This window comes from Methyloversatilis sp. RAC08 (assembly GCF_001713355.1).
Taxonomy (GTDB): Bacteria; Pseudomonadota; Gammaproteobacteria; order Burkholderiales; family Rhodocyclaceae; genus Methyloversatilis.
This window is the reverse complement of sequence record NZ_CP016448.1, coordinates 2,987,743-3,012,902: the sequence shown is the minus strand read 5'-3', so window position 1 is coordinate 3,012,902 and position 25,160 is coordinate 2,987,743. Positions and strand designations below refer to the sequence as shown.

Below are 25,160 nucleotides of genomic sequence, written 5' to 3'. Positions count from 1 at the left end.
CGAACCCGAACTTCTAAAACGTCGTCCTGTTCGCATCGCGGACAAATCATTTTACGTATCCTCGTCTCACTTAACCGGATAGGCAGTAATCAACTTATTAGTGCCCGGCCGCACGACGATCTTTATCCTTGTTTCCCCAGTGGTACCCACAACTCTCCCCAGTGGTATGACATACGAACCTGGATCATTCGGGAGCGGTTGCTCTCGTTTTTCCCACGCCTCGTCGATTAATGCAAGAACTTGCTTTCGATCCACGTTGAAAATGGTGTGAGTTCGCTTTTTGGGATTCTCTACTGCGTGAGCAAGCACATGCTTGATGCGATTACCATGGATAGAGCCGATCCCATAGTCGAGCCCTGCGGGGGTTCTCCATACTCTTGAAACTCTGTCATAAGCGAGTGTGATCGAGGCAGCAGCAACACTCGCCTCTGGACTTGAGCTACTTCCGTTGGAGAAGGAGTCATCGTATAGGCGCAGCAGCTTCTGCCCCCCAACCTCGATCACCCGTGCGACGAACTGCCCCGCTTTCGTCATCAGCACGGCGCCGACGGCCAGATCCTCCGGCCCTGGCAGCAGCAGTGACGCACCTGCGGCGGACAGTACGACCACCTTGTCGATGTTCTGCGCGGTGATGGCGCCGACGTACTGGCTGCTGCCCTGCGGGGCGAACGCGTAGGACTCGGGGTCGGGCGCGAAGTCGTGGCGCACGATTTCGTCGGACAGCGGGCGCGCCATCAGGCGGTCGAACAAGACCAGGTTGTGGGCGATGGCATCAGCGTTCTGCTGTTCGCCAAACCACGGGTTTTCGGGGTCGGTGCCACCCGGACGCTGCGCCCCCATGCCAAGTGGCAGGGCCTCGGTCATCAGGCGGTAGTAGTCGGAACAGAAGCCGGTGGTTTCGCAGGCGAGACGTGCGTCCGCCAGCGCACGCTTGTTCGCCTGCGACGTTTGACTGAAGTCGGCATCGACCGCTTTCAGGCATGCCGCTTCGCCGCCACATGCGTTCCTCGCGACTGCGTAGCGGTCCTGTTCCTGATGCTTCAGGAAGTTGAACAGCGTGACGTTCTGGGCTGCGAATGCCCCGGTCACTGCATCGCCGCCGGCCGCCCCCGCGAGCGCACCGCCGGCCAGCATCGACAGCGCGGTCAGGGCGACCTCCCGGTCCGCGCCGTTGAGGTCCATGGCATCGTTCAGCGGGGCTTCGACGAGGGTGGCGGTGATCGCGCCGAGGGCGCCGGAGTAGGGGTCGTCGCCGCGGGCGGTGGCGGTCAGTGCGCCGAGGATGCCGTGCGCCAGCGTGTGGCCGAGACTGCCGTGCGGGCCGAAGTTGCCATCGCCGATCTGGTTGGCACCCAGCGCAGACGCCTCGTTGATGACGGCATTTAACAGCGCGTTCTCAAAGCCGGCACCGGTCAGTTCGCCGACGGCGCCGGTGGTCAATGCGCGGATGGACCAGCGGCCGACTGCTGATTCGACATGTGTATTTGCCCAGGCTCCGGCGCCGGCTGTGAGGGCGCCTGCCAGCCCGCTGGTCAGGGCGGAGTCGACATCGATGCGGCCCGTTGCGACGAACTGCCCGATCGCGCTCGACAGCGTCTGCGTGATGGCCGCGGTACCGGCGACGTTGGCAAGACCGGGCGCCGTGAAGGCCGTGGCCGCTGACCAGGCCGGGCCGAAGTTCGTGGCCAGGCTGCCGATCAGATTCGACATCTGCGGGCCGATCAGCATGCTGGCCGTGAAGCCGGCAATCACACCAACGAGATCGCCGAAGCTGCCACTTTTCCGAAAGCGGTAGCGCAGGTTGTCGCGCGCTTCTTCGTAGCGGTAGGCATCACCCAGTTCGGCGGCGATCTGCGCCTTGAAGGCGTGACTCAATGCACTGGTTTGCGCGGCGTCTTCGCCAAGTATCCGGAATTCGCCGGACACCGAATGCACCGACGACACATTCAGACTCCACGCGGCAGCCTGCATGAAGCCACCGGGCTGCACGGTATCGCCTTCGATGGTCAGCGTGCCGCCACTGACCTTGCGCTTTTCGTAGAAGTAGGCGGAACGCTTGCGGTTCGTCAGGACGTCCGAGGTGACGGTCAGCGCACCGCCTGAGAGGACGAAGCCGGTGTTGTCGATAAGCTCCCCGGTCAGCTCGATGGCGACACCGGCATCAAGCGCGCCGCCGGGCACGACGACCAATTCCGCCTGCCAGTCGGGTGGCAGATAGACGATGGGGTGCAGCTGGCCGCCGCGCGCGGCGTACCAGAGCACGGGGGCAGCCAGCAGCGATTGCTGAGCCGCCGTGAGATCGGCGCCCATCGCGATGCCGTGTTCGATGGCGAACGCGGCGCCGTTGGCGGCAAGAATCCCGTGCTCCTGCTGCGGTGGCGACTGCCCGGTGAGCGCGTCCCATGTCAGGCCGGGCAGTATCCAGCCGCGATGGGTGGTCGCGAGGAAGGCATTTCGCAGGGCCGCCGCCTCTTCTGCCGGCGTAAGCGCAAAGGGCAGCGTGCTTGCCAGGCCGGGCGGGAGCAGGCGCATCAGCGCAGCGCCGCTGTAATGGGCGGCCGCAAGCGCTGGCAGCATCGAGCTGCCATGGATGCCGAAGCCTGCGACGTCGATGTGCGCCGGCGGCACCGTCGGCTCGGCGGTACGGTGATAGTAGTCGGCGACGACATCGAAGCCGTTCCGGATGTCGGCGGCCCGGACGACGATGCTCGCGGCGTGGATGTTGCCGGTGTTGACGAAGGACGAAAGCGGGGGTGGCGCGACGGTCAAACTGCGTACGCCATTCGACAGCATCCGGGCGATCGCTTCGGTCAGCGTGCCCGATGCGACGGGCGGCATCGCAGGCGCCGGGCCATCGGGAGTAGGCAGTGCGGGAGTCGTTGACGGCGGGCTCACCAGACCACCATCTGAACCGAAGCGGCCGCCCGCCTGGATGATCCCGGGCAGCACGCCAAGCTGGAGCGAGCCGCTGTCGGTACGCCGCCAGTCGATGTCGCTGACGCAGTCGCTGGTGCACGGTGTGCCGCCGAGCTGTGTATCGAGATCGATCAGGTAATAGGTCGCCGACCAGACAGCGCCATAGCGGCGATCTTCATTCAGGACATCCGGCGCGTCGATGCGGATGTCACGGCCGGCGAGAATGGACGCACCACGGTTGTGAAAGTAGGACGAGGCGGCGATCAGGTCCCGCCCGACGAGCATCAGCGCCGGAGACGACGGCACCTCGGTGGTCGTCGCGCACCGGCCGTCGTATTCCGTGCGACAGCCGGCGTAGTAGGGGTAATCGTAGGCGGCCTGCCGGCTGACGACTTCGGTTTCGTTGCTGACGCCACGCGCGGTGATCAGCAGATCGCGGCCCGCATCGATGACCGACGGATTGATGAAAAGGGCGTTCAGCGTGATCACGAGGTCGTGGCCGGCGGTCAGCCGGTCGCGATTCACGTAGGGCAGCTGCGCCGTGCCGTCGGCAGGCGTGCCCGCGTCGGACAGCCAGGGGCGATCGATCAGGTGCAGGTTTCGCGTGGCAGTGAAGGATTGCCGGCGAGCGCCGCCCAGCCATTGCGCACCTTCGGCCGGGGTGTGGATGAACAGGTCGCGTGCCGCATGCACTGCGCCTTCCAGGTCGATGGCCTCGGGCGCCTGTTCGCCGGGCTGGCCGCGTCGTGCCTGAGACAGGAACACATCGCGACCGGCCGAAATGTCGCCGCTGTTGTCGATCAGGTTCAGATAGAGGTCGCTGCCCGCATGGATCACGCCCGAATTCGCCAGCGTGACGTCGCCCGCTTCCGTGGCGCGCTCGGCGTAGCTGCCAGACAACCCTGCATCGCCCGCTCGAGCCTGTACAGCGCCAGATGCCGCATCGATCGATGCGCCGGCGAGAATGACGCCCGTGTTGAGGCCCGTGCCAGGTCCAGCGAACGTCAATGAAGTGCCTGCGTCGATCAGGCCGTCATTGCGGAAGGCGCTCCATCGGTCGGAATTGTCGCCAACGAATCCCAGGCCGATGTCGCGGCCCGCCGTGATGCGTCCGGTGTCGGCGAGCGTGATGCCGGTTGCGAGCAGCGTCACGTCGCGCCCGGCCATGAGCGCGCCCTGCAGCACCGATTCGAATGCACCGATGTTGTACAGTGCGATGTCGCGTCCGGCCGTCACGTCGCCGCTCAGTTCGATGTGTCCGCGCGTGGCGATCACCACATCGTCCAGTGCGATCAGCGGCGCGGTGCTGCGCACCCCCAGCTCGCCACCGACCGCGATCAGCTGGATGCTCGCGGCGCTGACGCTCTGGCCGATGTCGATGGAAAATGCCTCGAAATCTTCCGGAAGCGGTGCATCTGCATTGCCGAGGGCCAGCGTGTCGGCATCGACCCGGGTGCGCCCGGCGATCAGTTCGAACGTCGAGCCGGTCGCAATCGGGCCGGTGCTGCGCAGGGTGTGGGCGATCAGGTCAAGCCGGGTCGCCAGTGCCGACAGTCCGCCTGCACCGATGTCGATCCGCCCGCCAGTCACGTCGAAGCGCAGGGCGTCGTTCAGTCGCTCGATGCGGCCGGTGCTGAGCTGGACGTGAGGCGTGTTGATGAAGCCGCATCCGTCACACGTGATGCCGTTCGGGTTGGCGATGACCAGTCGTGCCGCCTGCCCGGCGATTTCCATGCGGCCCAGCAGCAGGCTGGGCTGGCTGCCGCTCACTTCGTTCAGGATGACGCGCGCTGCCGATCCGTTCAGCGCTGCATTCGCGGACAGTGGTCCGGCCAGCACACTGTTGGCCGGACCACTCGAATTGTTGAATACGAGGCCGTGGCGCGACACATTGAAGGTCGTCCAGCGGTTATGGGAAATGCCCGCCGAATCGGGCGTGGTGATGCCGACCAGCGGCACATCGCCCACCCGGGTCACGACGGCCTGCTGACCTGCTGGGGCCGCCAGGTCGACGACGGCATCGGCGCGGACGGGCGATGCCTGGGCAAGCAGCACCGCAATAACGCCGCCCGCCGCGACCCGCGTCAACAGGTTTGCTGCTCTCTGCAGCGGCGTCTTGAGGGCAGTGTGCATGGGGTGCATGCCTCAGTCGCCGACCGTGATGCGGGCATGCCGCAACAGGTCGACGATCAGTTCGCGCAGTTTGGCCTCGCGCGCCTGCGCGGCCAGCAGGCTGCGCAGCGTTTCGCGCACGGCGGCATAGTCCGGCGTCAGCGTCGGGCGTGCGGCATCGAGCCGGACGACGACCCAGCCATCGGGCGCCTTCAGCGGCGGACTGACCTGCCCGGGCTGCATGCCGGCCAGCGCCTGCGCGATGGTGGCGGGCACGCCGTTCGTGCGGCCATCGATCACTGGTTCGGAAAAGCTGTGCCAACCCAGTTCGCCACCATTCGCCGCCGATGCGAGGTGCGAATGCGTGCGCGCTTCGCGCGCGAAATCGGCGCCCGCTGCGATACGGTTCGCCAGCGCATGGAGCGCGTCGGCGTCATCCATGCCGATCAGGCTGAAGCGGAATTCGCGCTGCCCGAGGCGGGACAGGATGTCGTCGTAGCGCGCACGGACCGCGTGCTCGGTGACCTCGACCACCGGCACGCGCCGATTCACATAGGCCTCGATCAGCGCGTCGCGCGACGTGTCATCGCACACCGCAGGCGCATTACACGCTTCACTTTCACGCACCTTCTGCCACAACAGTTCGCGTGCGATCAGCCGCTGGCGAACAGCCGTCGCGACGGCTGTATCGAACGTCGCGCCGGCTGACTGCAGGCGGCTCATCTCGGCGTCGAAGGCGGCGCGCGGGATGTCGACTCCGTTGACCTGCGCAACCGCTCTGGCGGTCGAGGCAGCCTGAGCGGTCGGGCTGATCAGCAGCGCCGCCAGGCAGAGTCGCAGCAGGGCGTTCATATCTCGAACGACACCGACAGATGCGCACGCCAACCGTGCGACGGCGGATCGGCGTCGCGCGCGATGGGTACGCTGACGACGCCTTCCCACAGCACGCCCTGGCCTGCGCCACGGGCACCGACACCTGCGCTGGCCAGTGTGTTGCGCGGGCCTTCCGACAGGCGCGCGGCGCCATGATCGACATGCAGGAAGGGCACGACCGGATGCCCGGCAGGCCTGAATGCCTGCGGCAGCCTCAGTTCGGTGCGCAGCACGTGGCCGGTATCACCCGACACCGACACCTCGCGGAAACCTCTGACACTGGCAAAGCCGCCAAGGTGGAGCTGTTCGGCGCCGATCAGGCTTTCGCCCGCGCGCTGGGCGGTCAGCTGCACCGCATACTCGAGATCATCCGACGCATTGCGGACGACGGCGCCCGCGGCGATCGCCCACTTCATGAACTGGCGGTGTGTATCGCCGCGCGACAGGTCAGGACGGTCGCGCGTCGCACCCAGCAGCGACAGCCCCGCCGACAGCGAAGGTTCGATGAACACCTGCCAGCGCTCGCCGCGCAGGATGTGCATCCAGGCGGCACGACCGACGGTGCTGTGCTCGGTCTGCAGCGCGGCCGATTCGATGTCGCGCGCCAGCCTTGAGCGGATCAGCGACACGTCGACGACACTGCGCCCGCCGGCTGACGACGACAGCACACGACTCCAGCCCAGCACTGCGCTCGCCGACCGACTGGTGACCTCCAGCCCCGCAATGTCGAACGACGCGCGGGAGCCTGAAACGGTCACCGACCACAGGTTGTAACCACCGGGGATGGACAGCGATGCGAGCAGGGCGTCACTGCCGGTGCTGTGCAGCAGCGCGAACTGCAGGTCGTCCAGCCAGCCCAACAGATTGCCTGCACGCGCCGTGACGCGCAGGCGCTCACCGCCGGTGGTCGATGAGCCCTGATTGTCGAGGCCGAAGGCCATCGACCACGCGCGGCCTTCGTTCAGCACGATATCGAGCAGGCTCGTGCCGGCCGCATTGCCCGGCAGCACGCGGACCTGCGCCTGATACATGCGCAGACGGTTGATCTGCTGCACACCCTGTTCGAGTGCCGACAGCGACAAGGCCTCGCCGACGGCGAACGGGAAGGCTCGCGCCATGGCCGCTGCATCAATGCCCGGTGCGCGCAGCGATTCGATCCGCCCAGGCACGAGCTCGATGGCCAGTTCGCCGGTCTGCGCGTCAAGCGCCAGCAGACGCGCGCGACTGGTGATCCAGCCCGCCTCGACCAGTTGCGCATCAAGTTGGCGCAACAGCAGTTCGATGCGCTGACGGCCAAGTGGCACGGCCAGAAACGGTGCCACGAGGGCGGTGACCGATGCGTCGTCAAGCAGCCCAGCCGCGTCCACGCGGATATCACGGAAGCGGGTCGTCACGCCGGCTTCGTCGATGTCGGCTGGACGGCTGTGCAAGGCCGGCTGCGGCTGCGCCGGCAATGGCGTGGTCGCGCGCTGCCAGCGTGAATCGCGCTCCGATGCACGCCGTTCGTCGATCAGTCGGTCAGACGGCTCCGGCGATGCGGCGAGTCCGAACGGCGGGCAGACCGACAACACGACCGCGCAGAGACGACAAAAGGCGTGCATGGGGCAACTCTCCGTAAAATCCTTTTGTCATATTACATCAGGATTTTCCGGAGTCAAAGACGGGTTGCAGCCGGCTTTTGTGACTGCGGCGTCGCGCTGCGGGTGCCCGCCAGTCATGTAACCGCAGTCACAGACCGCACCCCGCCCGCGGCGCAACATGAAGTCACCTTTTCAACCCACAGGGAGATTCATCATGAAATCCAACGTCGGCGGCATCGACAAGATTGCACGCATCGTCATCGGCCTGGCGCTGATCGCGCTGGCCGCAACCGGCACCGTCGGGGTGTGGGGCTATATCGGCATCGTGCCGGTGCTCACGGGGCTGTTCAATTTCTGCCCGGTCTACCCGCTGCTCGGCATCAACACCTGCGGCGTGAAGAAGTCGGCCTGAAGGGTTCAGGCGCCGGCCGAGTGGCCGGTGACGGGCTGCGCGGTGTGATTCGAGATGTGATTCGCGATGCGCACGTAGTCGGCGACACCGAGGGTTTCGCCGCGCCGTGAGGCGTCGATGGCCAGTGCGTCCCAGTCGTCCTGGGTCAGCCACTCGCGCAGCGTGTTGCGCAGCGTCTTGCGGCGCTGGCCGAAGGCGGCCTTGACGATGTCGGACATCAGTTGCGGGTCGCGTGCGGTCAGCTGTTCGACCGGGCGCGGCCGCAGGTGCACGATGGCCGACATCACCTTGGGCATGGGCCGGAACGCGCCGGGCGGCACGTCGAACACGTGTTCGCACTCGAAGCGGTACTGCAGCATGACCGACAGGCGGCCGAACGCTTCGGTGTCGGGCGCGGCGACGATGCGGTCGACCACCTCCTTCTGCAGCATGAAGGTGAGGTCGATCACGCAGGTGGCGTGATCGGCGAGGTGAAACAGCAGCGGGCTGGAAATGTTGTACGGCAGGTTGCCGACCACGCGCAGCGCCGACCCGAGCTCGACACTCAGGGCGCCGAAGTCGAACTTCAGCGCGTCCTGTTCGTGGATCACCAGCCGGTCCGCCAGATCTCCCTCGCGCAGCCGCGCCGCCAGATCGCGATCGATTTCGATCACGTGCAGGCGGTCGAGCTGTGCCGCCAGCGGGCGCGTCATGGCGCCCAGGCCGGGGCCGATCTCGACCATGGCCTGGGCCGGCTTCGGATCGATGGCCGCGACGATGTTGCGGATGATGTTGCCGTCGACCAGGAAATTCTGGCCGAAGCGCTTGCGGGCGCGGTGTTCTTCCATGATCAGCGGCGCGCCATCGCGATGGCGGCATCGACCGCCTCGATCAGGCTGCCGGCATCGGCACGGCCGGTGCCGGCGAGGTCGAGCGCGGTGCCGTGATCGACCGAGGTGCGCACGATGGGCAGGCCGAGTGTGATGTTGATGCCGCGGCCGAAGGTGGCGTACTTGAGCACCGGCAGGCCCTGGTCGTGATACATCGCGAGCACGGCGTCGGCACCGGCCAGCAGGCGCGGCACGAACAGCGTGTCGGCCGGCAGCGGGCCGTCGAGCTGCAGGCCTTCTGCGCGCAGCGCATCCAGCACCGGCGTGATGACGTCGATCTCTTCCCGCCCGAGATGACCGCCCTCGCCCGCGTGCGGGTTCAGCCCCGCCACCAGGATGCGCGGCTGCGCGATGCCGAACTGGCGGCGCAGCGCGTCGTGCAGGATGCGCAGTGTGGTGGTGAGCGATTCGCGGGTGATCGCGGCCGGCACGTCGGCCAGCGCCAGATGGGTCGTGGCCAGCGCCACGCGCAGCCAGGGCGCGGTGTCGCCTTCTGCGGTGCGCCCGGCCAGCATCATGACGACGCGCGGCGTCGCGGTGGTGTCGGCCAGGTATTCGGTGTGACCGGAAAACGGGATGCCGGCATCGTTGATGACGCCCTTGTGCACCGGTGCCGTGACCATGGCCTCGAATTCGCCGCTCAGGCAGCCGTCGCGGGCGCGGTCGAGCAGTTCGAGTACATAGGGTGCGTTGGCGGTGTCGAGCCGCCCCGCCACCGCCGGTACGCGCAAAGGAATGTGCAGCACTTCGATCGCGCCGGCCGGTGCATCGCCGGAGCGCGCGTAGGGCTGCATCGCGGCGGCGCCCTGTGGCGCGCGCGCGGCGAGCAGCGCCGCGTCACCCAGCACCACGAGACGGGCGTGTGCTGCGCGCGCGTGCAGTGCCGCGCACAGTTCCGGCCCGATGCCCGCCGGCTCGCCGCTGGTGAGGGCGATGCAGGGGCGCGCCGCGGTCACCGTTCCTCGGCCAGCCGGATTTCGACGTAGGCGTTGTCGCGCAACTGGCGCACCCAGTCCTGATAGACCTCTTCGGCCTTGCGATCGCGCAGCGTCATGCGGGCAGCCGCACGCTGGCGCTCGAGCGACACTTCGTCGACGCGCCGCTCGACCACCTGGATCAGATGCCAGCCGAACGGCGACTGCACCGGCTCGCTGACTTCGCCCACCTTGAGGTTGTCCATCACGCGCTGGAATTCCGGCACCGTGTCACCCGGATACAGCCAGCCCAGATCACCGCCCTTGGACGACGACAGATCCTGCGAATTGGTGCGTGCCAGTTCGGCGAAATCGCCGCCGTTGTCCAGCCGCTCCTTCAGCCCGGTCAGCCGGCGGCGCGCCTCGGCGTCGTTGAGCACTTCCGAGGTCTTGATCAGTATGTGGCGCGCGTGGGTCTGCGTGACGCGCGACTCGTCGCCGCTGCCGCTGCCGCCGCGCTTTTCGACCAGCTTCAGAATATGGAAACCGGCCGGGCTGCGCATCACGTCGCTCACCTCACCTGGTTTGAGCTTGGGCACGGCATCGGCGAACAGCGCCGGCAGGCGATCGAGCGGCCGCCAGCCGAGGCTGCCGCCACTGACCGCGTCCTGCGCGTCGGAATAGGACGCCGCAATGCGCGAAAAATCTTCGCCCTTGCGGACCTGTTCGAGCGCGGCATCGGCACGCGCCTTGAGCCGGATCAGCTGCTCGGGGCTTGCGCCTTCCGGCACCCGCAGCAGGATGTGCGACACGTTGTACTCCTCGTTCTGATCCGGCTTGCGCTCAGGATTGGCGATGAAGTTGGCGATTTCGCCTTCGGTCACGACGACGCGGCTTTCGACTTCGCGGTCGCGCAGGCGGCTCATGATGATCTGCTTGCGTATGTCTTCACGGAAGCGCGACCACGCCATGCCGTCCTGCTCGATGGCGGTACGCAACTGCGTCACGTCCATGCGGTTGCTTTCGGCGATGCGCGAAAGGCTGGCATCGAGCAGCCGGTCGTCGACGCGCAACTGTGTCTCGGCCGCGTGCTGCAGCTGCACCTTTTCGAGAATCATGCGTTCGAGCTGCTGGCGCTCGAATTCTTCGGCCGGCGGCGGCGTGACATTGCGGCTGCGCATCTGGGCAAAGGTTTCGGAAATGCGCGCACGCAGTTCGTGCAGCGTGATCACTTCGTCGTTCACCACGGCGACGATGCGATCCAGTTCGACGATGTCCGGACGCTCGGCGGGTTGCGCCTGCGCGTTGCCCGCGAAGGCAACACCGAGCGACAACAGCAGGACGGTGAGTATTTTATTCAGCATGTTCGGGGGTCCGTCAGTAATCCCCGCCGAAGATAGGATCGGCGGTGCTCTGGTTGATCTGGCCATAGCCCGGAATGCTGCGCTTGAGCGCATCCAGCGGGTTCGAGCCGATCTGTGAAAAATCATTGAGTTCGAGCTGGAAGAAAAGTGCGGTGCGGGTGCGCAGCTCGGTCGTCGTCTGACCGGGCAGCCGGGCACCAAGGGCAATACGCTGGAACACGATGCGGCCGACCCAGCAACCGCCGTTGTATTCGAGGCCGCCCAGACCTTCGACCAGCCTGCGATCGGCGATCGAGTAGTTGTGTCGCGCCACCGCATACCAGCGGTTGGTCAGCGGCCACTGCACCGAAAAGTCGACGTCGCGCACATCATTGATCGCCGGGTTGTTGGAGCGGCGGAAGCGGTACGCGGCGTTGAACACATGCGCCGGACGCGGGTTGTAGCGGGCCGACACGCTGTAGCGCTCGGTCTGCGAAAGGTCGGTGTTGTACTGCACCGCGGCGTCCAGATAGGTGTCTTTCAGCAATTCGCCCGACACCGCGGCCAGCGTGCTCGCAATGCGCTCGGTGCGCGGCGTGCCGCCCGGCAGTGTGACCAGCTGATCGCTCAGGTAGAAGCGCTGCCCCAGCGCTACGCGGGCGCGCTCGCGTCCGTTCTCCGGATCGATGAAGCGTGACGTGGTCGCAGCAGTGACCTGGTTGCTGTCGGCGATCCGGTCCTGTCCGACGAACACGTTCTCGGAGAAGATCTGCGCGAAGTTGAAGTCGGCCACTGCGGTGTCGAACACCGGGAAGTCGGACTGATTCTTGTACGAGGACAGTACGTAATACAGACGCGGCTCCAGCGTCTGCACGTAACCCTGCCCGAACAGGTCGGAATCGCGCTCGAACACCGTGCCAGCGTCGAGACTGAAGATCGGGATGGCGCGCGACAGCGAGGTGTCCAGCCCGGCATTGTTGCTCCCGCGCGTGACATCGTAATTGCTGTAATGCACGCCGATCTTCGGCGTGACCGACAGGTAGGATGTCTGCATCGGCAACGACAACTGCGGGTAGAGGACGATGCGGCGTCCTTCGTCGCGCGTCGTGTCACTGATGCGGAAGTCGGTGTAGCTGCTCTTCACCTGGAACACGGAACCGAAAGGCAGATCCGCTCGGAAGGCGTTCAGCGTGACTGAAGGCATCTGCGAATAGAGCGGCGCCAGATTGGCCAGCGACTGGTACTCGGTCACCCGCGCAGTGGCGCTCCACCAGTCGCCGGAGTAGGTCAGGGAGGCGTCTTGCGGCAGGTAGCTGATCGAAGTGATCGCAAGTCGCGTACCGAGGTCGGTGTAGTAATTGCGGTCCGACACCTCGTTGTAGTTGAGGCGAGCACTCAGCCGGTTGGTGAGCCGGTGCGTGTGCTGCAGGCTCAGTGCATGGCGATCGCGATCCAGGATGCGGTCACTGAACAGGTAGTCGAGCCGCGCGATCCCGCTGTAGTTGTGATTCAGGTAGCGGAACTCGTTGCTCATCATCAGGCCGCGCGTACCGAGCACACGCGGCGCAATCGTCGCGTCCATGTTCGGCGCGATGTTCCAGTAGTACGGCAGCAGGAAGTCGAAACCGGTCCGGTTGGTCGTGCCGAAGGTCGGCGACAGGAAACCGGACTTGCGACGGTTGTTGAGCGAAAAATCGAGCCAGGGCGAGTACAGCACCGGCACATCCTTGAAGTAAATCGTGCCGTTGCGGCCTTCGCCATCATCGGATTCGAAATTCAGATCCAGCGTTTCCGCCTTGGCATACCAGTCGGGGTTGTCAGGCCCGCAGGTCGAGTAGGTGGCGTTCGTCATGCGCACCCGGTTCTCGCCCAGAAACTCCATCCGGTCGGCCTGGCCGGTACCGGTGGTCGTTCTGAGGTTTTCGCCGGTCTGCAGATTGCGGCGCAGCGAGTACTGCGGCTTTTCGAACACCCCTTCGCTGCGGTCGAGCCGGTAGCGCAGCGACGGCCCCTCGATACGGTCTTCGCCGCGCACCAGCCGCACGTTGCCGTCGGCCTGCAGTTCTTCGGTCGGTGGTTCGTAGTTGATGCGGTCCGCGGTCAGCGTGGTGCCGGGGCGACGCAATTCGGCATTGCCTTCGGCGCGCATGACTTCGTCGGTGGTGCCGCTGACCGATTCGGCCGACAGCAGCGTGACGCGCGAATCCGGATTGCGCGCAACGAATTCCGACAGCGTCATCGTGCCGTACATCATCTGCGACGCGTCGTCTTCCGGCACCAGGCTAGGCAGCGAGGCGGCGCCCGGCGTGCCCGCCTCGGCGACCGCCGCTGCAGCAGCGGGGACTGCGCCTGCGGCGGCAATGCCTTCCACCGGCGCAGGCTTGACGCGGCGCGCGACGGGTGGCGCGCCCATCAGCGCGCGATCGACCTTCAGCGGCGGCATATTGCGCGCCGTGCTCACATTGCCGCGCACCGGAACGTCGTCCGGCGACTGCACGCCGAGCGACTGCACGCCCGGCGCGGCGCGGCGCGCGATCGAAGACGGTTGCCGCAACAGTGCACGGTCAACCTTGAGCGCCGGCAGATTGCGCAGGCCCGGCGCGGTGGCGCCATCAGCCGGTGCAGCGGGCGCGGCAGTCACGGCGCGTTCGGCCGCCCAGGCGGCAGGCGTCGGGGCTTTGGTGGCTGCACCGGCGACCGGTGCAGCCGCCGGTGCAGCGGCAGGCGGGACGACGGGGCTACCCGGGCTTGCGACAGCCGGCGCCGTCTCTGCGGGCGCCACCGGCGTCGCAACAACCGCGCCCGGTGCCGGTACCGGCACGGTTTCGACCGTGGCGGGCTGGGCGGGCGCAGTCGGCGTAGCGGTTGTCGTGCTGCCCGGCTTCGGCGGCGTCGTGCCTTTCACGGTCGCCGCCGGACGACGCGACTGCGGCACCAGCGAAGGATCGACCTTCAACTGCGGCAGCGCGTCGGCCGCCTGCACGGCGCAGGACATCCAGACCAGATAGAAAGTGACGGAACGCCTGAGCACGAATGAGGAAACTGGAAGCGGGCAGATCGCGGTTGGATGACGGCGACAGCGTCACGGCGTGCATCTGCCGGACTGCCTGCAGCCGCGTTATAGAATCGCGCATCTTATCAAACGCCACCCGCTTCCCGGTCCGCATTGGCAACAATTTGCCGCCACCCGCCCGTCCGGACACCCGCCCCATGACACAAGACCTTCGCCTCGACATCCTGACCGGCTGGCTGCAACAGCAGTTTCCCGGTCGCCCGCTCGACATCCGCCCGGCTTCGGCCGACGCCAGCTTCCGCCGCTACTTCCGCGTGACGCTGGACGACGGCACCAGCCACGTCGCGATGGACGCCCCGCCGCCGCAGGAAGACTGCCGCCCGTTTCTCGCGGTGCAGGCCTTGTTCGAGGCGGCCGGCGCCCACGTGCCGGCGGTGCGTGCGCGGGATGTCGAACGCGGCTTCCTGCTGCTGTCCGACCTCGGCAACACCACCTATCTCGACGTGCTTGATGCCGACAATGCTGCCGCGCTGTATCACGACGCGACCAGCGCCCTGATCGACATCCAGAAAGCCAGCCGGCCGGGCGTGCTGCCGACCTACGACCACGACCGGCTGCTGGCCGAGATGGAGCTGTTCCCGGTCTGGTACGTCGGCCGCCACCTGAAGGCCGAGCTCGACGAGAAAGAAGCGAACGCGCTGTACGAGGTGTTCGATCGCGTGCTCGCGGTCAATCTGGCCGAACCGCAGGTTTTTGTGCACCGCGACTATCACAGCCGCAACCTGATGGTCACCCGGCCCAACCCGGGCGTGATCGACTTCCAGGACGCGGTGTTCGGCCCGATCAGCTACGACCTGGTCAGCCTGTTCAAGGACGCCTACATCGACTGGGAAGAGGATCAGGTGCTCGACTGGCTGATCCGCTACTGGCAGGGCGCGCGCAACGCCGGCCTGCCGGTGCGTGCCGACTTCGCCGACTTCCACCGCGATTACGAATTCATGGGCGTGCAGCGCCACCTGAAGGTGCTGGGCATCTTCGCCCGCCTGTATCACCGCGATGGCAAGGACGGCTACCTGAAGGACCTGCCACGGGTCATGAAGTACCTGCTGCAGACCAGCCAGCGCTACCGCGATCTGGCGCCGCTCGCCCGTCTGCTGCAGCGGCTTGAAGGCATCACGCCGCAGGCCGGCTACACCTTCTGAGGCGCCTGCGATGAAGGCCATGATCCTGGCCGCCGGACGCGGCGAACGCATGCGGCCGCTGACCGACCATCTGCCCAAGCCACTGCTGGAAGTCGGTGGCAAGCCGCTGATCGTGTGGCACATCGAGCGGCTGGTGGCGACCGGCGTGACCGATCTGGTGATCAACCACGCCCACCTCGGCGACAGGCTGGTCGCAGCGCTGGGCGACGGCGCGGCCTACGGCGCATCCATCCGCTGGTCGGTCGAGCCGCCGGGCGCGCTGGAAACCGCCGGCGGCATCGCGCATGCGCGGCCGTTGCTCGGGGCACAGGCCTTCATCGTGATCAATGGCGACATCTGGTGCGATGTCGATGTCGTGGCCCTGCAACGCGCAGCCGGCACGCTGCAGGCGGACGGCACGCTGGCCCATCTGCTGCTGGTGCCGAATCCGCCGCATCACCCCGACGGGGACTTCGCGCTGATCGACGGATACGTGGGCGAGACCGGCGGACCGAAGCTGACGTTTTCCGGTGTCGCCGCCTATCACCCTTCACTGTTCGCCGCGCTCGACCCGGATGCGCCGGCGAAGCTTGCACCGCTGCTGCGTGCAGCGATGCGCGAGCGACGGGTGACCGGCGCACTGCACACCGGGCACTGGTTCGATGTCGGCACGCCGCAGCGGCTGGCCGAGGTCGATACGCTGGCGCGCTCGATCAGCGCTCACTGAGCAGGGGTATCGTCAGTTCCACGCGCATGCCGTGGCCGCCTTCGCCATCGAGCAGCGCAATCTGCCCGCCGAGACGTTCGACCACTTCGCGCACGATGGCCAACCCGAGGCCACTGCCGCTGCCGGCCGAACCGGGTATGCGGTAATAGGGCTCGAACACCCGTTCGCGCAGCTCCGCCGGAATGCCCGGACCGGCGTCGCTGACCGACAGCACGGCCTGCCCGTCGCGAGCGGCCAGCGCAACTTCGATCGCGCTGCCTGACGGGGCATAGCGCTGCGCGTTGTCGATCAGGTTTCCGACCATGCTCGAGACGCCGGTGGCGTCCGCCAGAAGCATGCACGGTGCGTCGCACAGATCGAGTTCCAGCGGATGTCCGCTGGCGTCGCAGCCCGGCCGGCGCTGCGCCACCGCATCGCGGGTCACGTCGCGCAGTGATACCGGCACACAGTCCGTCTGTCGTCCGGCGCGACTGTGTGCCAGCATCTGTTCGGCCAGATGCACCGAACGCGACACGCCGGCCAGCAGGTGATCGAGCGAAGCGTCGCGCTGTGCGGCGTCTTCCGCGCGGCGCGCGTTCTGGGCATGAATCTTCAGCGCGGCCAATGGTGTCCGCAGCTCGTGTGCGGCGGAATCGATGAAGCGACGTTCGCGTTCCAGCGTGCTGCGCACGCGGCCGAACAGGCCGTTCAGCGCGCTCAGTACCGGCTCGATCTCGCTCGGCACCCGGGTCAGCGACAGCGGCTCGTCGTCCTGCGGCCGACGGGCGGAAATGCGTTCGGCCAGCTCGGACAGCGGCGCAAGACCGTAGCCGATCAGCAGGCCGGTCAGCAGCAGCACGATCAGCAGGCCGGTCAGCAGCAGCACGATCAGCAGGCCGATCAGCAGCGGCGCACCGGTGGCCCAGCCCAGCTTGGCCGACAGTTCTTCGCGCGCGTCGGCGCGCTCGGCAACCTGTATCCATACGTCGCCGGAGTGCAGCACGAACACGCGCCACACGCCGTCCTCCAGCGTGTGGTCGCTGAAGCCCTTGCGCAACGGTGCGAAGGGTGAGGCCGGTGCGGACGAGGAGCGCGCGAGCAGCGCCGCGGCGCCCCCCTCCCGTTCGCTCCATATCTGGTAGGCGATATGGGTTTCGTATTCGTGGCCGAGCGAGGACTCGACATCGTGATGCCCGAACAGCCAGTCCTGCAGCTGCCATGAAAAAGACATGTTCGCCCCGGCTTTGAGCGCCTTTTCGTGCGCCCGCGCCCCGGCACGGATCGGCGCCGGCAGATCCATGACCAGCGGCGCATTGAGCGTGGCATGCTCGATCTGGCGCGCCATCAGGCTGTCGAGCACGCGGGCGGACGTGGCGAGGCGGGCGTCGAACAGCTCGTCCGCCTCGTCGCGCCCGGCGACGACGGCCAGCCACACGGTGCTGCCCAGCACGCCGAGCAGGATGACCGCGCTGCCCGCCAGCAGCAGCAGGCGTATCGACACGCGTCCCGGCGGCGCCACGTCAGCGGTCTGACCGGACGGCCGCCGGCAGCGGATCGATCACGTAGCCGACACCGCGCACCGTGCGGATCAGGCCGGGGTGCAGCTTGCGCCGCAGATTGTGGATGTGCACATCGAGTGCATTGCTTTCGAGTTCGCTGTCCCAGCCGTAGATGTTGTCCACCAGTTGCTGCCGGCTCAGCACGTGGCCGATGTTTTCAAGCAGCTTGCGCAGCACCATGTATTCGCGCCGCTGCAGGTCCACATTGCTGCCCTCGACGCTGACCGTCATTGCCGAAGTGTCGACTTCGATATTGCCGTGACGGATCACGTTGACGACGGCACCGCGGGTGCGCCGTTCCAGCACGCGGATGCGTGCCATCAGTTCGTCGAGATCGAACGGTTTGGTGAGATAGTCATCGGCACCGGCGTCGAGGCCGCCGATCCGCTGCAGCGTGGTGTCGCGCGCGCTCAGCACCAGCACCGGCGTCGTGACGCCGGCCTCGCGCGCACGGCGCAGCACTTCCATGCCGTCCATCCGCGGCAGGCCGAGATCGAGCACGGCCAGATCGACGCCTGAGCCGCGCAGCGCCTCGAGCGCCTGCGCGCCATCGCGCACCCACTCGACGGTGTAGCGCGTGCGTTCGAGCGCATCGCAGATGCCACTGCCGAGCAGTTCGTCGTCTTCAACCAGCAGAATCCTCATCGGTCGGATCGCGCCATATCGGAAGTGCGTCATTGTCGCTCCAAAACGCGTTGCGGCCGGTCAGACGATGGCCGGTGACCTATTTCAGCTTTTGCTTCACCTTGATCATCAGGGCTTCGATCTCCTTGCGACGACCTTCATCGGCCAGCGGGCGGTTCGGGCGTGCCGGCGCCTTGAGCGCCGTTTCCAGCGACGCCTGTGCCTTTTCGTACTCGCCGGCCCGGTATAGGCAGTCACCCATGAAATAGTGCGGGTCGATGCCGTTCGGGTTGAGCGCGAGCGCCTTGTTCAGCAGCTCGCGCGCCTTGTCCTTGTCGCCGAAGCCGATCGGCCAGCCGGGAACCTGGCAGTACAAAGACGACAACGTGACGTAGGCCGAGCCGTTCAAGGCTTCCGGATTGCGCGCCAGCGCCTGTTCCAGCACGGTGCGCGCTTCCTTGGCCAGCGACAGTGCGCCGAGCCCGCCCTGCGCACCGGCCTGACTGGCCAGTGCGATGGCGTACCAGATGTCCGCTTCGGCGCGGTCCGGGTGCTCCGCGCGCACGGCGGCGGCGTCCTTGGTCAGCGCTTCGTAGGCCTTTTCCTGCTTGTCGGCCGGCTGCTTGTACTTGATCTGTTCCCACTCCGACTGCAGTCGGGTGATCGACTCGTCCAGACCCGCCCATGCCGGCGTGATCAGGAACAGGGCGGTGACGGACAGAAAGGATTTGATCGACATCTTCATGTGTTTATTCCTCTTGCTTGCTGACTGTTTGTGCGTGACGACGAATGACCGGCAGCTGTTTTGCGAGGCTGGAATCGACCAGCGACGGCAGCATACGGTTGATGCGGACGAAAAGGCGCTCCGGCCAGCCGAGATGGCCCTCCGGACGCCGGTTGTCGAGCAGCGCCAGCAGCGCCTGCGCGACCGTTTCAGGCGTATCGCTTGCGACGCCCAGTTCGCGGTTCAGCGCGACCTGGGCCGGGCTGTTCAGGGCGGTCTGTGTGGCGCGCGGAGCGAGGTACTGCAGTTCGATGCGGCTGCCCGCGAGCTCGCGTCGCAATGCTTCGCTGAAGCCGCGCAGCGCGAACTTGCTCGCGCAGTAGGCGACGCTGCCCGGATGACCGATGTCGCCCAGTATCGAGCCGATGTTCACCACGCGCGCCGTCTTCTGCCGGTGCAGCAGCGGCAGCAGCGCGCGTACCAGCAGCATCGGCGCCAGCGCGTTGGTGTGCAGGATGTGTTCGATCTGTTCCGGTGACTGGTCCTCGAACCATGCGAGCTGGCCGACGCCGGCGTTGTTGATCAGCAGGTCAGCGCCGCCCGGCAGTGCTTCGGCGGCCGCCAGCACGGCGCTCCGGCCGGATGCAGCAGTCAGGTCCGCGCGGACGATGCGCGCGTCCAGTGCGGGAAATGCGAACGTCAGCTCGGCCTGCAGTGCCGCGAGCTTCACTACGTCACGACCGACCAGCAGCAGCGCCGCGCAGCGCGGGGCAAGCGCCTTGGCGATCGCCGCGCCGATGCCGCCCGTCGCGCCGGTCAGCACGACGCGAAGATCTGCCTTCATGCCGCGACCGCCTCATGCTGCAGCGTCAGCGAGCGAGTCAACGAGCGAAACAGGTCGCCGTACAGCCGGTACATCACACGTGCAACATGGATGACAGCCAGCCGGTCGTCCTCGTCGTCCAGGCTGTCCATCAGGGTGGCGAAGAAGCGCACGTGCTCCTGGTCCAGCGAGCCGTGCGAATTGAGGTAGGTGAAGGCGGCCGGCGGCAGATGCAGGCTGTGTGCGATGCGCTCGGCCGCAGTGGTTGCAATCGACACGCTGGTGCCTTCGAGCACATGCACCATGCCGAAGAATCCGACCGGGTTCTTGCGCGCGATCCAGTCGTGTGCGTAGGCCACCATCAGTTCGGCCTCGACCCCGGGCTCGGCGTTGCGGGCGGCTTCGCGCTGGCCGCCGCAGGCCGCGATGTCGTCGAGTATCCATTCCTCGTGGCCGATCTCCTCGTCGATGTACTCGGCAATGGCGTGCCGCAGGGCTTCGTGCCGTGCCGGCAGGCGCGCGCCGCAGGCCATCAGCAGCGGCACGGTGTGCCGGACGTGATGGAAGGCCTGACCGAGGAAGGCTCGGTACTGCGTCAGTGTCACGCGACCCGACACAGCGTCCTGCAGGATGGGAGCGCTCAGCAGGTGGGCGCGTTCGGCAGCGGTTTCGCGCTGCAGACGTTCATGAAACGACATCGGGAAAGGTCTCCTCAGTGAAGGGAAGGTGTGCTTCGTGAGCTGCTGAGTACAGCGCGGCGAGCCGTTCGCCGTAGGCCCGGAATATGGGATCCCTGCGCACGCGGCCGTTGTCGGTCGCCTGCCCGTTGAGCGCAGAAAAAGGCGCGTCGGCACGCAGCCAGTGGGTGATCCGGGCGTAATCGGGCAGGCGGTCGTTGGCCGCGCGGACCACGGCGGCGAGCGCTTCGTCGGTCACCTCGCCGCGCGGCGCGATGACGGCCGCCAGCCCGGGCCGACCTTCGCCGAACACGACCGCCTGCGCCACGGCAGCTGCGGCCAGCAGTTCCGCCTCCGGCCATTCGGGCGCCACGTTGCGACCGAAGCCGGTAATGATCTGATGCTTGATGCGGCCGGTGACGTGCAGACAGCCGCGCACATCGACGTGGCCGATGTCGCCCGTGTGCAGCGGTCCGCCGGCCGGCGCGGCAGCGCCCAGATAGCCTGCCAGCCGGCTGCCATGCAGCAGGATTTCGCCATCGGGCGCGATCTCTGCCCTCAAGTGGGGCAGTACGCGGCCGACCGCGCCGGGTGCATCGTCCGGCCGGTTCAGCGCCACGACCGAACCCGCTTCGGACAGGCCATACCCCTCGCAGGCCGGGAGACCGAGCGCCCGCGCACGGGTGATCAGGTCGGGCGATACGCGGGCGCCACCGACTGCGACCAGCTTCAGGCCGCGCGGAACCGTCGCGCCGGCCTCGGCGGCGGCCACCAGCGCGGTCAGCATCTGCGGCAGCAGGATGACGCTGTCCGGCTGCCAGCGATGCAGCGCGGCCAGTGCCGCCCGCACGTCGAAACTGCTCGAACCGTGCAGCCCGACGTCGGCCAGCGGCGGCACCACGCATTCGCCATCGAGCGCGAGGGCCACATCGGCGCCGGCCACGTTTTCGAGCAGCACGGCCAGCGGCAGCATGCACAGGTGGCGCCGGATACCCAGTTCGCGCGCAACCTGCACCAGCGAACCGGTGACCGCCGACAGTTGCGCCGCCGTCAGGCAGACCCCCTTGGGCTGACCGGTCGTACCCGACGTGAAGGTGATCTTGCTCGTCATCGGCGGGACGACCACGGTCGATTCATTGCGTCGTATCCACATCGACAGACCGTGCGACGACTTTGCGCCAGCGCTGAAGCCGAGCCGCGCGGCGCGTGACGGATCGTCCGTCAGCAGCACCGGCGCACCGGCGGCATCGAGCGCGTGCCGGCACTGCGCATCGGTGAAGAAGGTCGGCAGCGGCAGGGCGATCCGGTTGGCCCGGCGGATCGTCCGGTCGGCCACCAGCCAGTCGATGCCGTTGTCGGCCAACAGGGCGACGACCTGCCCCGGGCACGTGTCGAGCCGCGCGCCGAGCGCCTCGACACGACCATTGACGGTCGCATCATCAAGCGCGCCCTTCGCATCGATCAGCACAGCGTGACGGCTCACGCGGCGTCCTCGACCACGGTGTGCAGACCGCTGGCGATGCGGCCGACCATGACGGTCGGGCTGTTGCGGTAGTAATTGCCCCAGTTGCCGACACCGTCGTGCAGCCGTGCCGGATCGGCCACCGCGACCGGAAAGATCGGAATGCCCAGGCGCACGAATGAATTGGCGAGCGCGCGGGTCGCCGTGAATACCACGTAATCCAGGCCCTGCGCGTAGAAGTGCTGCGTGGCGAGTGCAATCAGCAGGCGCCCCAGTCCGGCGGAGGTTGACGCCATATTGCCCACTTCGGCCACCGCGGCGCGGGCGACCCGCTCGCCCAGAACGCTGCCCAGCGCGCTTTCGAGCGGCACATCGAGATACTGTTCGATGAATACCGGACGCGCGCCCGGCAGGCTGTAGCCCAGTCCGGCCGCCCATTGGCCATCGCTGTTGCGCACGCCCAGCAGCGTGTCGGCAAAGTGCGTGATCACCGCACCGTAGCCGCGGAAAAAACAGCCGGCGATGAAGCGTTCGAGCGCGGCGCGTTCCGGGTGCAGGCGGCCGACGACTTCGAGCGCCGGGTCGGACAGCGCGGGCGCCATGCCGCGACCCAGCACGCACGCACGGACACCGGCGGAATGCGCGGCGGACTTTCCTGCAAGGGTACTCAGTGTTGCGGCCTGGTTCATCGCATGCCTCCATTGGGATGGAAGGCATGTTTGCCGGCGAACATTAATGGAGACTTAAGCAAATCCGGCGCGACATGAAACAGGACATTTCAGGTCGGGACGGCGCACGAGGCACCGGAACGCATTCAGGAGCGGCGGGTCTGTTGGCATTAAACTCCCGTCCTGATCGAATGCCGGAACCCGTCATGCACCCCTATTCCGAACGCCGCGCCCGCCTGATCGAACGCATGGGCAGCGGCGTGGCCGTGATCGCCACGGCGCCCGAGCACCTGCGCAACCGCGACACCCACTACGGCTACCGCCACGACAGCTACTTCTATTACCTGACCGGATTCAGCGAACCGGAGGCGGTGCTGGTGCTGATCGCGGGCGATGCCCCCCGCTCCATCCTGTTCTGCCGCGAAAAGAACGAAGAACGGGAAATCTGGGACGGCTGGCGCCACGGACCCGATGCCGCACGCGAACAGTTCGGCTTCGACGAGGCACATTGCTACGCCGAACTGGATGCGAAACTGGCCGAGCTGATCGCCAACCAGCCGCGCCTGCACTACGTCATCGGCGAAGATGCCGCGTGGGACAACCGCATGATGGCGGCGCTGAATGCGGTGCGAGCGCAAAGCCGCGCCGGCAAGTTCGCCCCTTCGGAACTGCTGGACATCCGCCAGCCGCTGGACGACATGCGGTTGATCAAGGACACGCACGAACTGGACATCATGCGCCGTGCCGCCGAAATTTCCGCCCGCGCGCACCGGCGCGCCATGCAGGCCACGCGGCCGGGCGCCTTCGAGTACGAGATCGAAGCCGAACTGCTGTACGAATTCCGTCGCTCCGGCTCGGAATCGCCGGCCTATGGCTCGATCGTGGCCGGCGGCGCCAACGCCTGCGTGCTGCACTATGTGTTGAACAACGCCCCCCTGCGCGACGGCGACCTGCTGCTGATCGACGCCGGCTGCGAACTCGGCGGCTATGCGTCCGACGTCACCCGCGCCTGGCCGGTAAACGGTCGTTACAGCGCGGCCCAGCGCGACCTTTACCAGCTGGTTCTGGCGGCACAGGACGCCGCGTTTGCCTCGGTGCGCCCGGGCGCACGTTTCATCGACTATCACGACGCTGCGGTGCGCGTGCTCGCCCAGGGCTTCGTCGACCTGAAAATGCTCGCAGGCAGCGCCGACAGCGTGATCGAACAGGGCACCTACAAGCGCTTCTACATGCACCGCACCGGCCACTGGCTGGGCATGGACGTGCACGACGCCGGCGAGTACCGCCCTCGGCCGGGCAGCGCCGGCGAGCAGGAATGGCGCACGCTCGAAGCCGGCATGGTGCTCACCGTGGAACCCGGCTGCTACGTGCGTCCGGCCGACGACGTGCCGGAAGCGTTCTGGAATATCGGCATCCGCATCGAGGATGACGTGGTCGTGACCGCCGACGGCTGCGACATCTACACCTCGGCCACGCCGAAGACGATCGCCGAGGTCGAAGCCGTCATGCGCGAGGCGCGCGGATGACCGACGCAGCGACAGCGCCTGTGCGCGATGCGGTCATCGTCGGTGCCGGCCCGGTCGGGCTGGCCGCAGGCTGCGCGCTGCGTGCCGCCGGCCTGGACGTGACCGTGCTGGACGCCGGCCCGGCCGCGCGCGCCCTCGACGACACGCGCGTGATCGCGCTGTCCGCCGGTTCGCGCGACATCCTGCGCGGCCTGCAGGTCTGGCCGGTCGCCGACACGACGCCGATCCGGCGCATCCATATTTCTCAGCGCGGCCACCTGGGCCGCACCGAACTGCGCGCCGAAGACTTCCGTCTGGAGGCGCTCGGCCATGTGGCGCGCGCCGGCACGCTGGTGCGCGCGCTGCGCGAACGCGCGGCTCAGCTTGGCCTGACGGTGCAGCATGACAGCGCCGTGCTGGGTGCGCACGAGGGCAACGAAACGGTTCAGGTCCGCACGGCGGGGGGCGAGCTGACGGCGCGCGCACTGCTCTGGTGCGAGGGGCGGATCGCCGATGACGAACTGCTGTCGCAACAGCGCGACTACGACCAGCACGCGGTGATTGCACTGGTCACGCCGACCCGGCCACACGACAACGTGGCCTACGAGCGCTTCACGTCGCAGGGCCCGGTGGCACTTCTGCCGTGTGGCCGTGACTATGCCCTCGTATACACCTGCGCCAGCGGCGATGCGCAAACGCTGATCGCAGAATCCGACGTGGCATTCGGCGCGCGCGTGAGCGATGCACTGGGCGGGCGCGTCGAGTTTTCAGCCATCGGCCCGCGCAGCGCATGGCCCCTGTCCCTGCGCATGCGCCGCGACATCGTCAGCGGACGCCAGGTCTGGCTGGGCAATGCGGCGCAGACGCTGCACCCGGTGGCCGGCCAGGGCCTCAATCTCGGGTTGCGTGATGTCGCCCAGCTGTCCGCCTGCCTGCTGCCCGCACTGGCGCGGCATGCGGGCGACCCGGCCATGGCGTTGCAGGCATACGCCCGGCTGCGCCGTACCGACCGTATGGCCACCGGCCGGTTCACCGACGGACTGGTGCGCATCTTCGGCTTCGGCAGCTCGCAACCCGGGCTGGGCGCGCTCGCGGGCCATGCGAGAGGCGCCGCGCTCGCGCTGCTGGACGCCTGCCCGGCGGCCCGTCAGTTCATCGGCCGGCGCATGATGTTCGGCGCACGCGGCTGGTAGTCACGG

Annotated in this window: 19 protein-coding genes; 5 read left to right on the top strand and 14 right to left on the bottom strand. The window is 67.2% G+C overall.

Annotation, left to right across the window (positions count from 1 at the left end; translation table 11 throughout):
• Positions 1 to 66: 66 nt before the first annotated feature.
• Genes BSY238_RS13820 through BSY238_RS13810 form a run of 3 tightly spaced genes read right to left on the bottom strand, consistent with a single transcriptional unit; the run spans position 67 to position 7,502 of the window.
• Positions 67 to 5,049, bottom strand: coding sequence for a two-partner secretion domain-containing protein (locus tag BSY238_RS13820; protein WP_069039652.1), 4,983 nt, complete (start codon positions 5,047 to 5,049; stop codon positions 67 to 69).
• Positions 5,050 to 5,061: 12 nt separating this feature from the next.
• Positions 5,062 to 5,880: a peptidylprolyl isomerase gene (locus tag BSY238_RS13815; protein ID WP_069039651.1), complete on the bottom strand. Its 819-nt coding sequence runs from the start codon at positions 5,878 to 5,880 to the stop codon at positions 5,062 to 5,064.
• Positions 5,877 to 7,502, bottom strand: a complete 1,626-nt coding sequence (locus tag BSY238_RS13810; protein ID WP_069039650.1) for a ShlB/FhaC/HecB family hemolysin secretion/activation protein — start codon at positions 7,500 to 7,502, stop codon at positions 5,877 to 5,879. Before BSY238_RS13810 ends, BSY238_RS13815 begins: the two co-directional genes overlap by 4 nt.
• Before the next feature lie 193 nt (positions 7,503 to 7,695).
• On the opposite strand from BSY238_RS13810, the gene BSY238_RS13805 reads away from it, so the two are divergent.
• The gene (locus tag BSY238_RS13805; protein ID WP_069039649.1) at positions 7,696 to 7,893 is read left to right on the top strand and encodes a YgaP family membrane protein; all 198 of its coding nucleotides are present in this window, start codon (positions 7,696 to 7,698) and stop codon (positions 7,891 to 7,893) included.
• 5 nt (positions 7,894 to 7,898) lie between these two features.
• Here the strand turns inward: BSY238_RS13805 and rsmA are convergent, their stop codons facing one another.
• Genes rsmA through BSY238_RS13785 form a run of 4 tightly spaced genes read right to left on the bottom strand, consistent with a single transcriptional unit; the run spans position 7,899 to position 14,050 of the window.
• Positions 7,899 to 8,720 (bottom strand): 16S rRNA (adenine(1518)-N(6)/adenine(1519)-N(6))-dimethyltransferase RsmA, encoded by an 822-nt coding sequence (rsmA, locus tag BSY238_RS13800; protein ID WP_069039648.1) that lies wholly within the window; start codon positions 8,718 to 8,720, stop codon positions 7,899 to 7,901.
• 2 nt (positions 8,721 to 8,722) lie between these two features.
• Positions 8,723 to 9,718 (bottom strand): 4-hydroxythreonine-4-phosphate dehydrogenase PdxA, encoded by a 996-nt coding sequence (pdxA, locus tag BSY238_RS13795; protein WP_069039647.1) that lies wholly within the window; start codon positions 9,716 to 9,718, stop codon positions 8,723 to 8,725.
• Positions 9,715 to 11,040, bottom strand: coding sequence for a peptidylprolyl isomerase (locus tag BSY238_RS13790; protein ID WP_069039646.1), 1,326 nt, complete (start codon positions 11,038 to 11,040; stop codon positions 9,715 to 9,717). Before BSY238_RS13790 ends, pdxA begins: the two co-directional genes overlap by 4 nt.
• 13 nt (positions 11,041 to 11,053) lie before the next feature.
• Positions 11,054 to 14,050, bottom strand: a complete 2,997-nt coding sequence (locus BSY238_RS13785) for an LPS-assembly protein LptD (protein WP_223300143.1) — start codon at positions 14,048 to 14,050, stop codon at positions 11,054 to 11,056.
• Positions 14,051 to 14,229: 179 nt separating this feature from the next.
• Between BSY238_RS13785 and BSY238_RS13780 the strand changes: the two genes are divergently transcribed.
• Both BSY238_RS13780 and murU read left to right on the top strand, forming a co-directional pair.
• Positions 14,230 to 15,234, top strand: coding sequence for an aminoglycoside phosphotransferase family protein (locus tag BSY238_RS13780; protein ID WP_069039644.1), 1,005 nt, complete (start codon positions 14,230 to 14,232; stop codon positions 15,232 to 15,234).
• 10 nt (positions 15,235 to 15,244) lie between these two features.
• Positions 15,245 to 15,940 carry an N-acetylmuramate alpha-1-phosphate uridylyltransferase MurU gene (gene murU, locus BSY238_RS13775; RefSeq protein ID WP_223300142.1) on the top strand — a complete coding sequence of 232 codons (696 nt, stop codon included), beginning with the start codon at positions 15,245 to 15,247 and terminating at the stop codon, positions 15,938 to 15,940.
• Here the strand turns inward: murU and BSY238_RS13770 are convergent.
• From BSY238_RS13770 to BSY238_RS13740, 7 genes are all read right to left on the bottom strand, one after another.
• Positions 15,927 to 17,420, bottom strand: coding sequence for an ATP-binding protein (locus BSY238_RS13770; RefSeq protein ID WP_223300141.1), 1,494 nt, complete (start codon positions 17,418 to 17,420; stop codon positions 15,927 to 15,929). The two genes, murU and BSY238_RS13770, sit on opposite strands and share 14 nt — an antisense overlap.
• A 19-nt stretch (positions 17,421 to 17,439) precedes the next feature.
• Positions 17,440 to 18,123 (bottom strand): response regulator, encoded by a 684-nt coding sequence (locus tag BSY238_RS13765; protein WP_069039643.1) that lies wholly within the window; start codon positions 18,121 to 18,123, stop codon positions 17,440 to 17,442.
• A 79-nt stretch (positions 18,124 to 18,202) separates the two neighbouring features.
• Positions 18,203 to 18,847 carry a tetratricopeptide repeat protein gene (locus BSY238_RS13760; protein ID WP_069039642.1) on the bottom strand — a complete coding sequence of 215 codons (645 nt, stop codon included), beginning with the start codon at positions 18,845 to 18,847 and terminating at the stop codon, positions 18,203 to 18,205.
• Between the two features lie 4 nt (positions 18,848 to 18,851).
• Complete coding sequence (locus BSY238_RS13755) at positions 18,852 to 19,670, bottom strand: SDR family oxidoreductase (RefSeq protein ID WP_069039641.1); 819 nt, start codon at positions 19,668 to 19,670, stop codon at positions 18,852 to 18,854.
• Positions 19,667 to 20,347, bottom strand: coding sequence for a TenA family transcriptional regulator (locus tag BSY238_RS13750; protein ID WP_069039640.1), 681 nt, complete (start codon positions 20,345 to 20,347; stop codon positions 19,667 to 19,669). The genes BSY238_RS13755 and BSY238_RS13750 overlap by 4 nt, the downstream gene beginning before the upstream one ends.
• Positions 20,334 to 21,809 (bottom strand): AMP-binding protein, encoded by a 1,476-nt coding sequence (locus BSY238_RS13745; RefSeq protein WP_069039639.1) that lies wholly within the window; start codon positions 21,807 to 21,809, stop codon positions 20,334 to 20,336. The genes BSY238_RS13750 and BSY238_RS13745 overlap by 14 nt, the downstream gene beginning before the upstream one ends.
• Complete coding sequence (locus tag BSY238_RS13740; RefSeq protein WP_069039638.1) at positions 21,806 to 22,477, bottom strand: thermostable hemolysin; 672 nt, start codon at positions 22,475 to 22,477, stop codon at positions 21,806 to 21,808. The genes BSY238_RS13745 and BSY238_RS13740 overlap by 4 nt, the downstream gene beginning before the upstream one ends.
• A gap of 185 nt (positions 22,478 to 22,662) precedes the next feature.
• On the opposite strand from BSY238_RS13740, the gene BSY238_RS13735 reads away from it, so the two are divergent.
• The gene (locus BSY238_RS13735; protein ID WP_069040692.1) at positions 22,663 to 23,982 is read left to right on the top strand and encodes an aminopeptidase P N-terminal domain-containing protein; all 1,320 of its coding nucleotides are present in this window, start codon (positions 22,663 to 22,665) and stop codon (positions 23,980 to 23,982) included.
• A complete protein-coding gene (locus tag BSY238_RS13730; RefSeq protein WP_069039637.1) occupies positions 23,979 to 25,154 on the top strand; it encodes an FAD-dependent monooxygenase in 1,176 nt (391 codons plus the stop codon). The genes BSY238_RS13735 and BSY238_RS13730 overlap by 4 nt, the downstream gene beginning before the upstream one ends.
• Positions 25,155 to 25,160: the final 6 nt, after the last annotated feature.

Bases quoted from the DNA above. Each gene is read 5' to 3' on its own strand.
- BSY238_RS13755 (WP_069039641.1), bottom strand. From the start codon at position 19,670: ATGAAGGCAGATCTTCGCGTCGTGCTGACCGGCGCGACGGGCGGCATC.
- BSY238_RS13780 (WP_069039644.1), top strand. From the start codon at position 14,230: ATGACACAAGACCTTCGCCTCGACATCCTGACCGGCTGGCTGCAACAG.
- BSY238_RS13805 (WP_069039649.1), top strand. From the start codon at position 7,696: ATGAAATCCAACGTCGGCGGCATCGACAAGATTGCACGCATCGTCATC.
- BSY238_RS13765 (WP_069039643.1), bottom strand. From the start codon at position 18,123: ATGAGGATTCTGCTGGTTGAAGACGACGAACTGCTCGGCAGTGGCATC.
- BSY238_RS13730 (WP_069039637.1), top strand. From the start codon at position 23,979: ATGACCGACGCAGCGACAGCGCCTGTGCGCGATGCGGTCATCGTCGGT.
- BSY238_RS13790 (WP_069039646.1), bottom strand. From the start codon at position 11,040: ATGCTGAATAAAATACTCACCGTCCTGCTGTTGTCGCTCGGTGTTGCC.
- BSY238_RS13820 (WP_069039652.1), bottom strand. From the start codon at position 5,049: ATGCACACTGCCCTCAAGACGCCGCTGCAGAGAGCAGCAAACCTGTTG.
- BSY238_RS13815 (WP_069039651.1), bottom strand. From the start codon at position 5,880: ATGAACGCCCTGCTGCGACTCTGCCTGGCGGCGCTGCTGATCAGCCCG.
- rsmA (WP_069039648.1), bottom strand. From the start codon at position 8,720: ATGGAAGAACACCGCGCCCGCAAGCGCTTCGGCCAGAATTTCCTGGTC.
- BSY238_RS13760 (WP_069039642.1), bottom strand. From the start codon at position 18,847: ATGAAGATGTCGATCAAATCCTTTCTGTCCGTCACCGCCCTGTTCCTG.
- BSY238_RS13750 (WP_069039640.1), bottom strand. From the start codon at position 20,347: ATGTCGTTTCATGAACGTCTGCAGCGCGAAACCGCTGCCGAACGCGCC.
- BSY238_RS13735 (WP_069040692.1), top strand. From the start codon at position 22,663: ATGCACCCCTATTCCGAACGCCGCGCCCGCCTGATCGAACGCATGGGC.
- BSY238_RS13740 (WP_069039638.1), bottom strand. From the start codon at position 22,477: ATGAACCAGGCCGCAACACTGAGTACCCTTGCAGGAAAGTCCGCCGCG.
- BSY238_RS13810 (WP_069039650.1), bottom strand. From the start codon at position 7,502: ATGCACGCCTTTTGTCGTCTCTGCGCGGTCGTGTTGTCGGTCTGCCCG.
- murU (WP_223300142.1), top strand. From the start codon at position 15,245: ATGAAGGCCATGATCCTGGCCGCCGGACGCGGCGAACGCATGCGGCCG.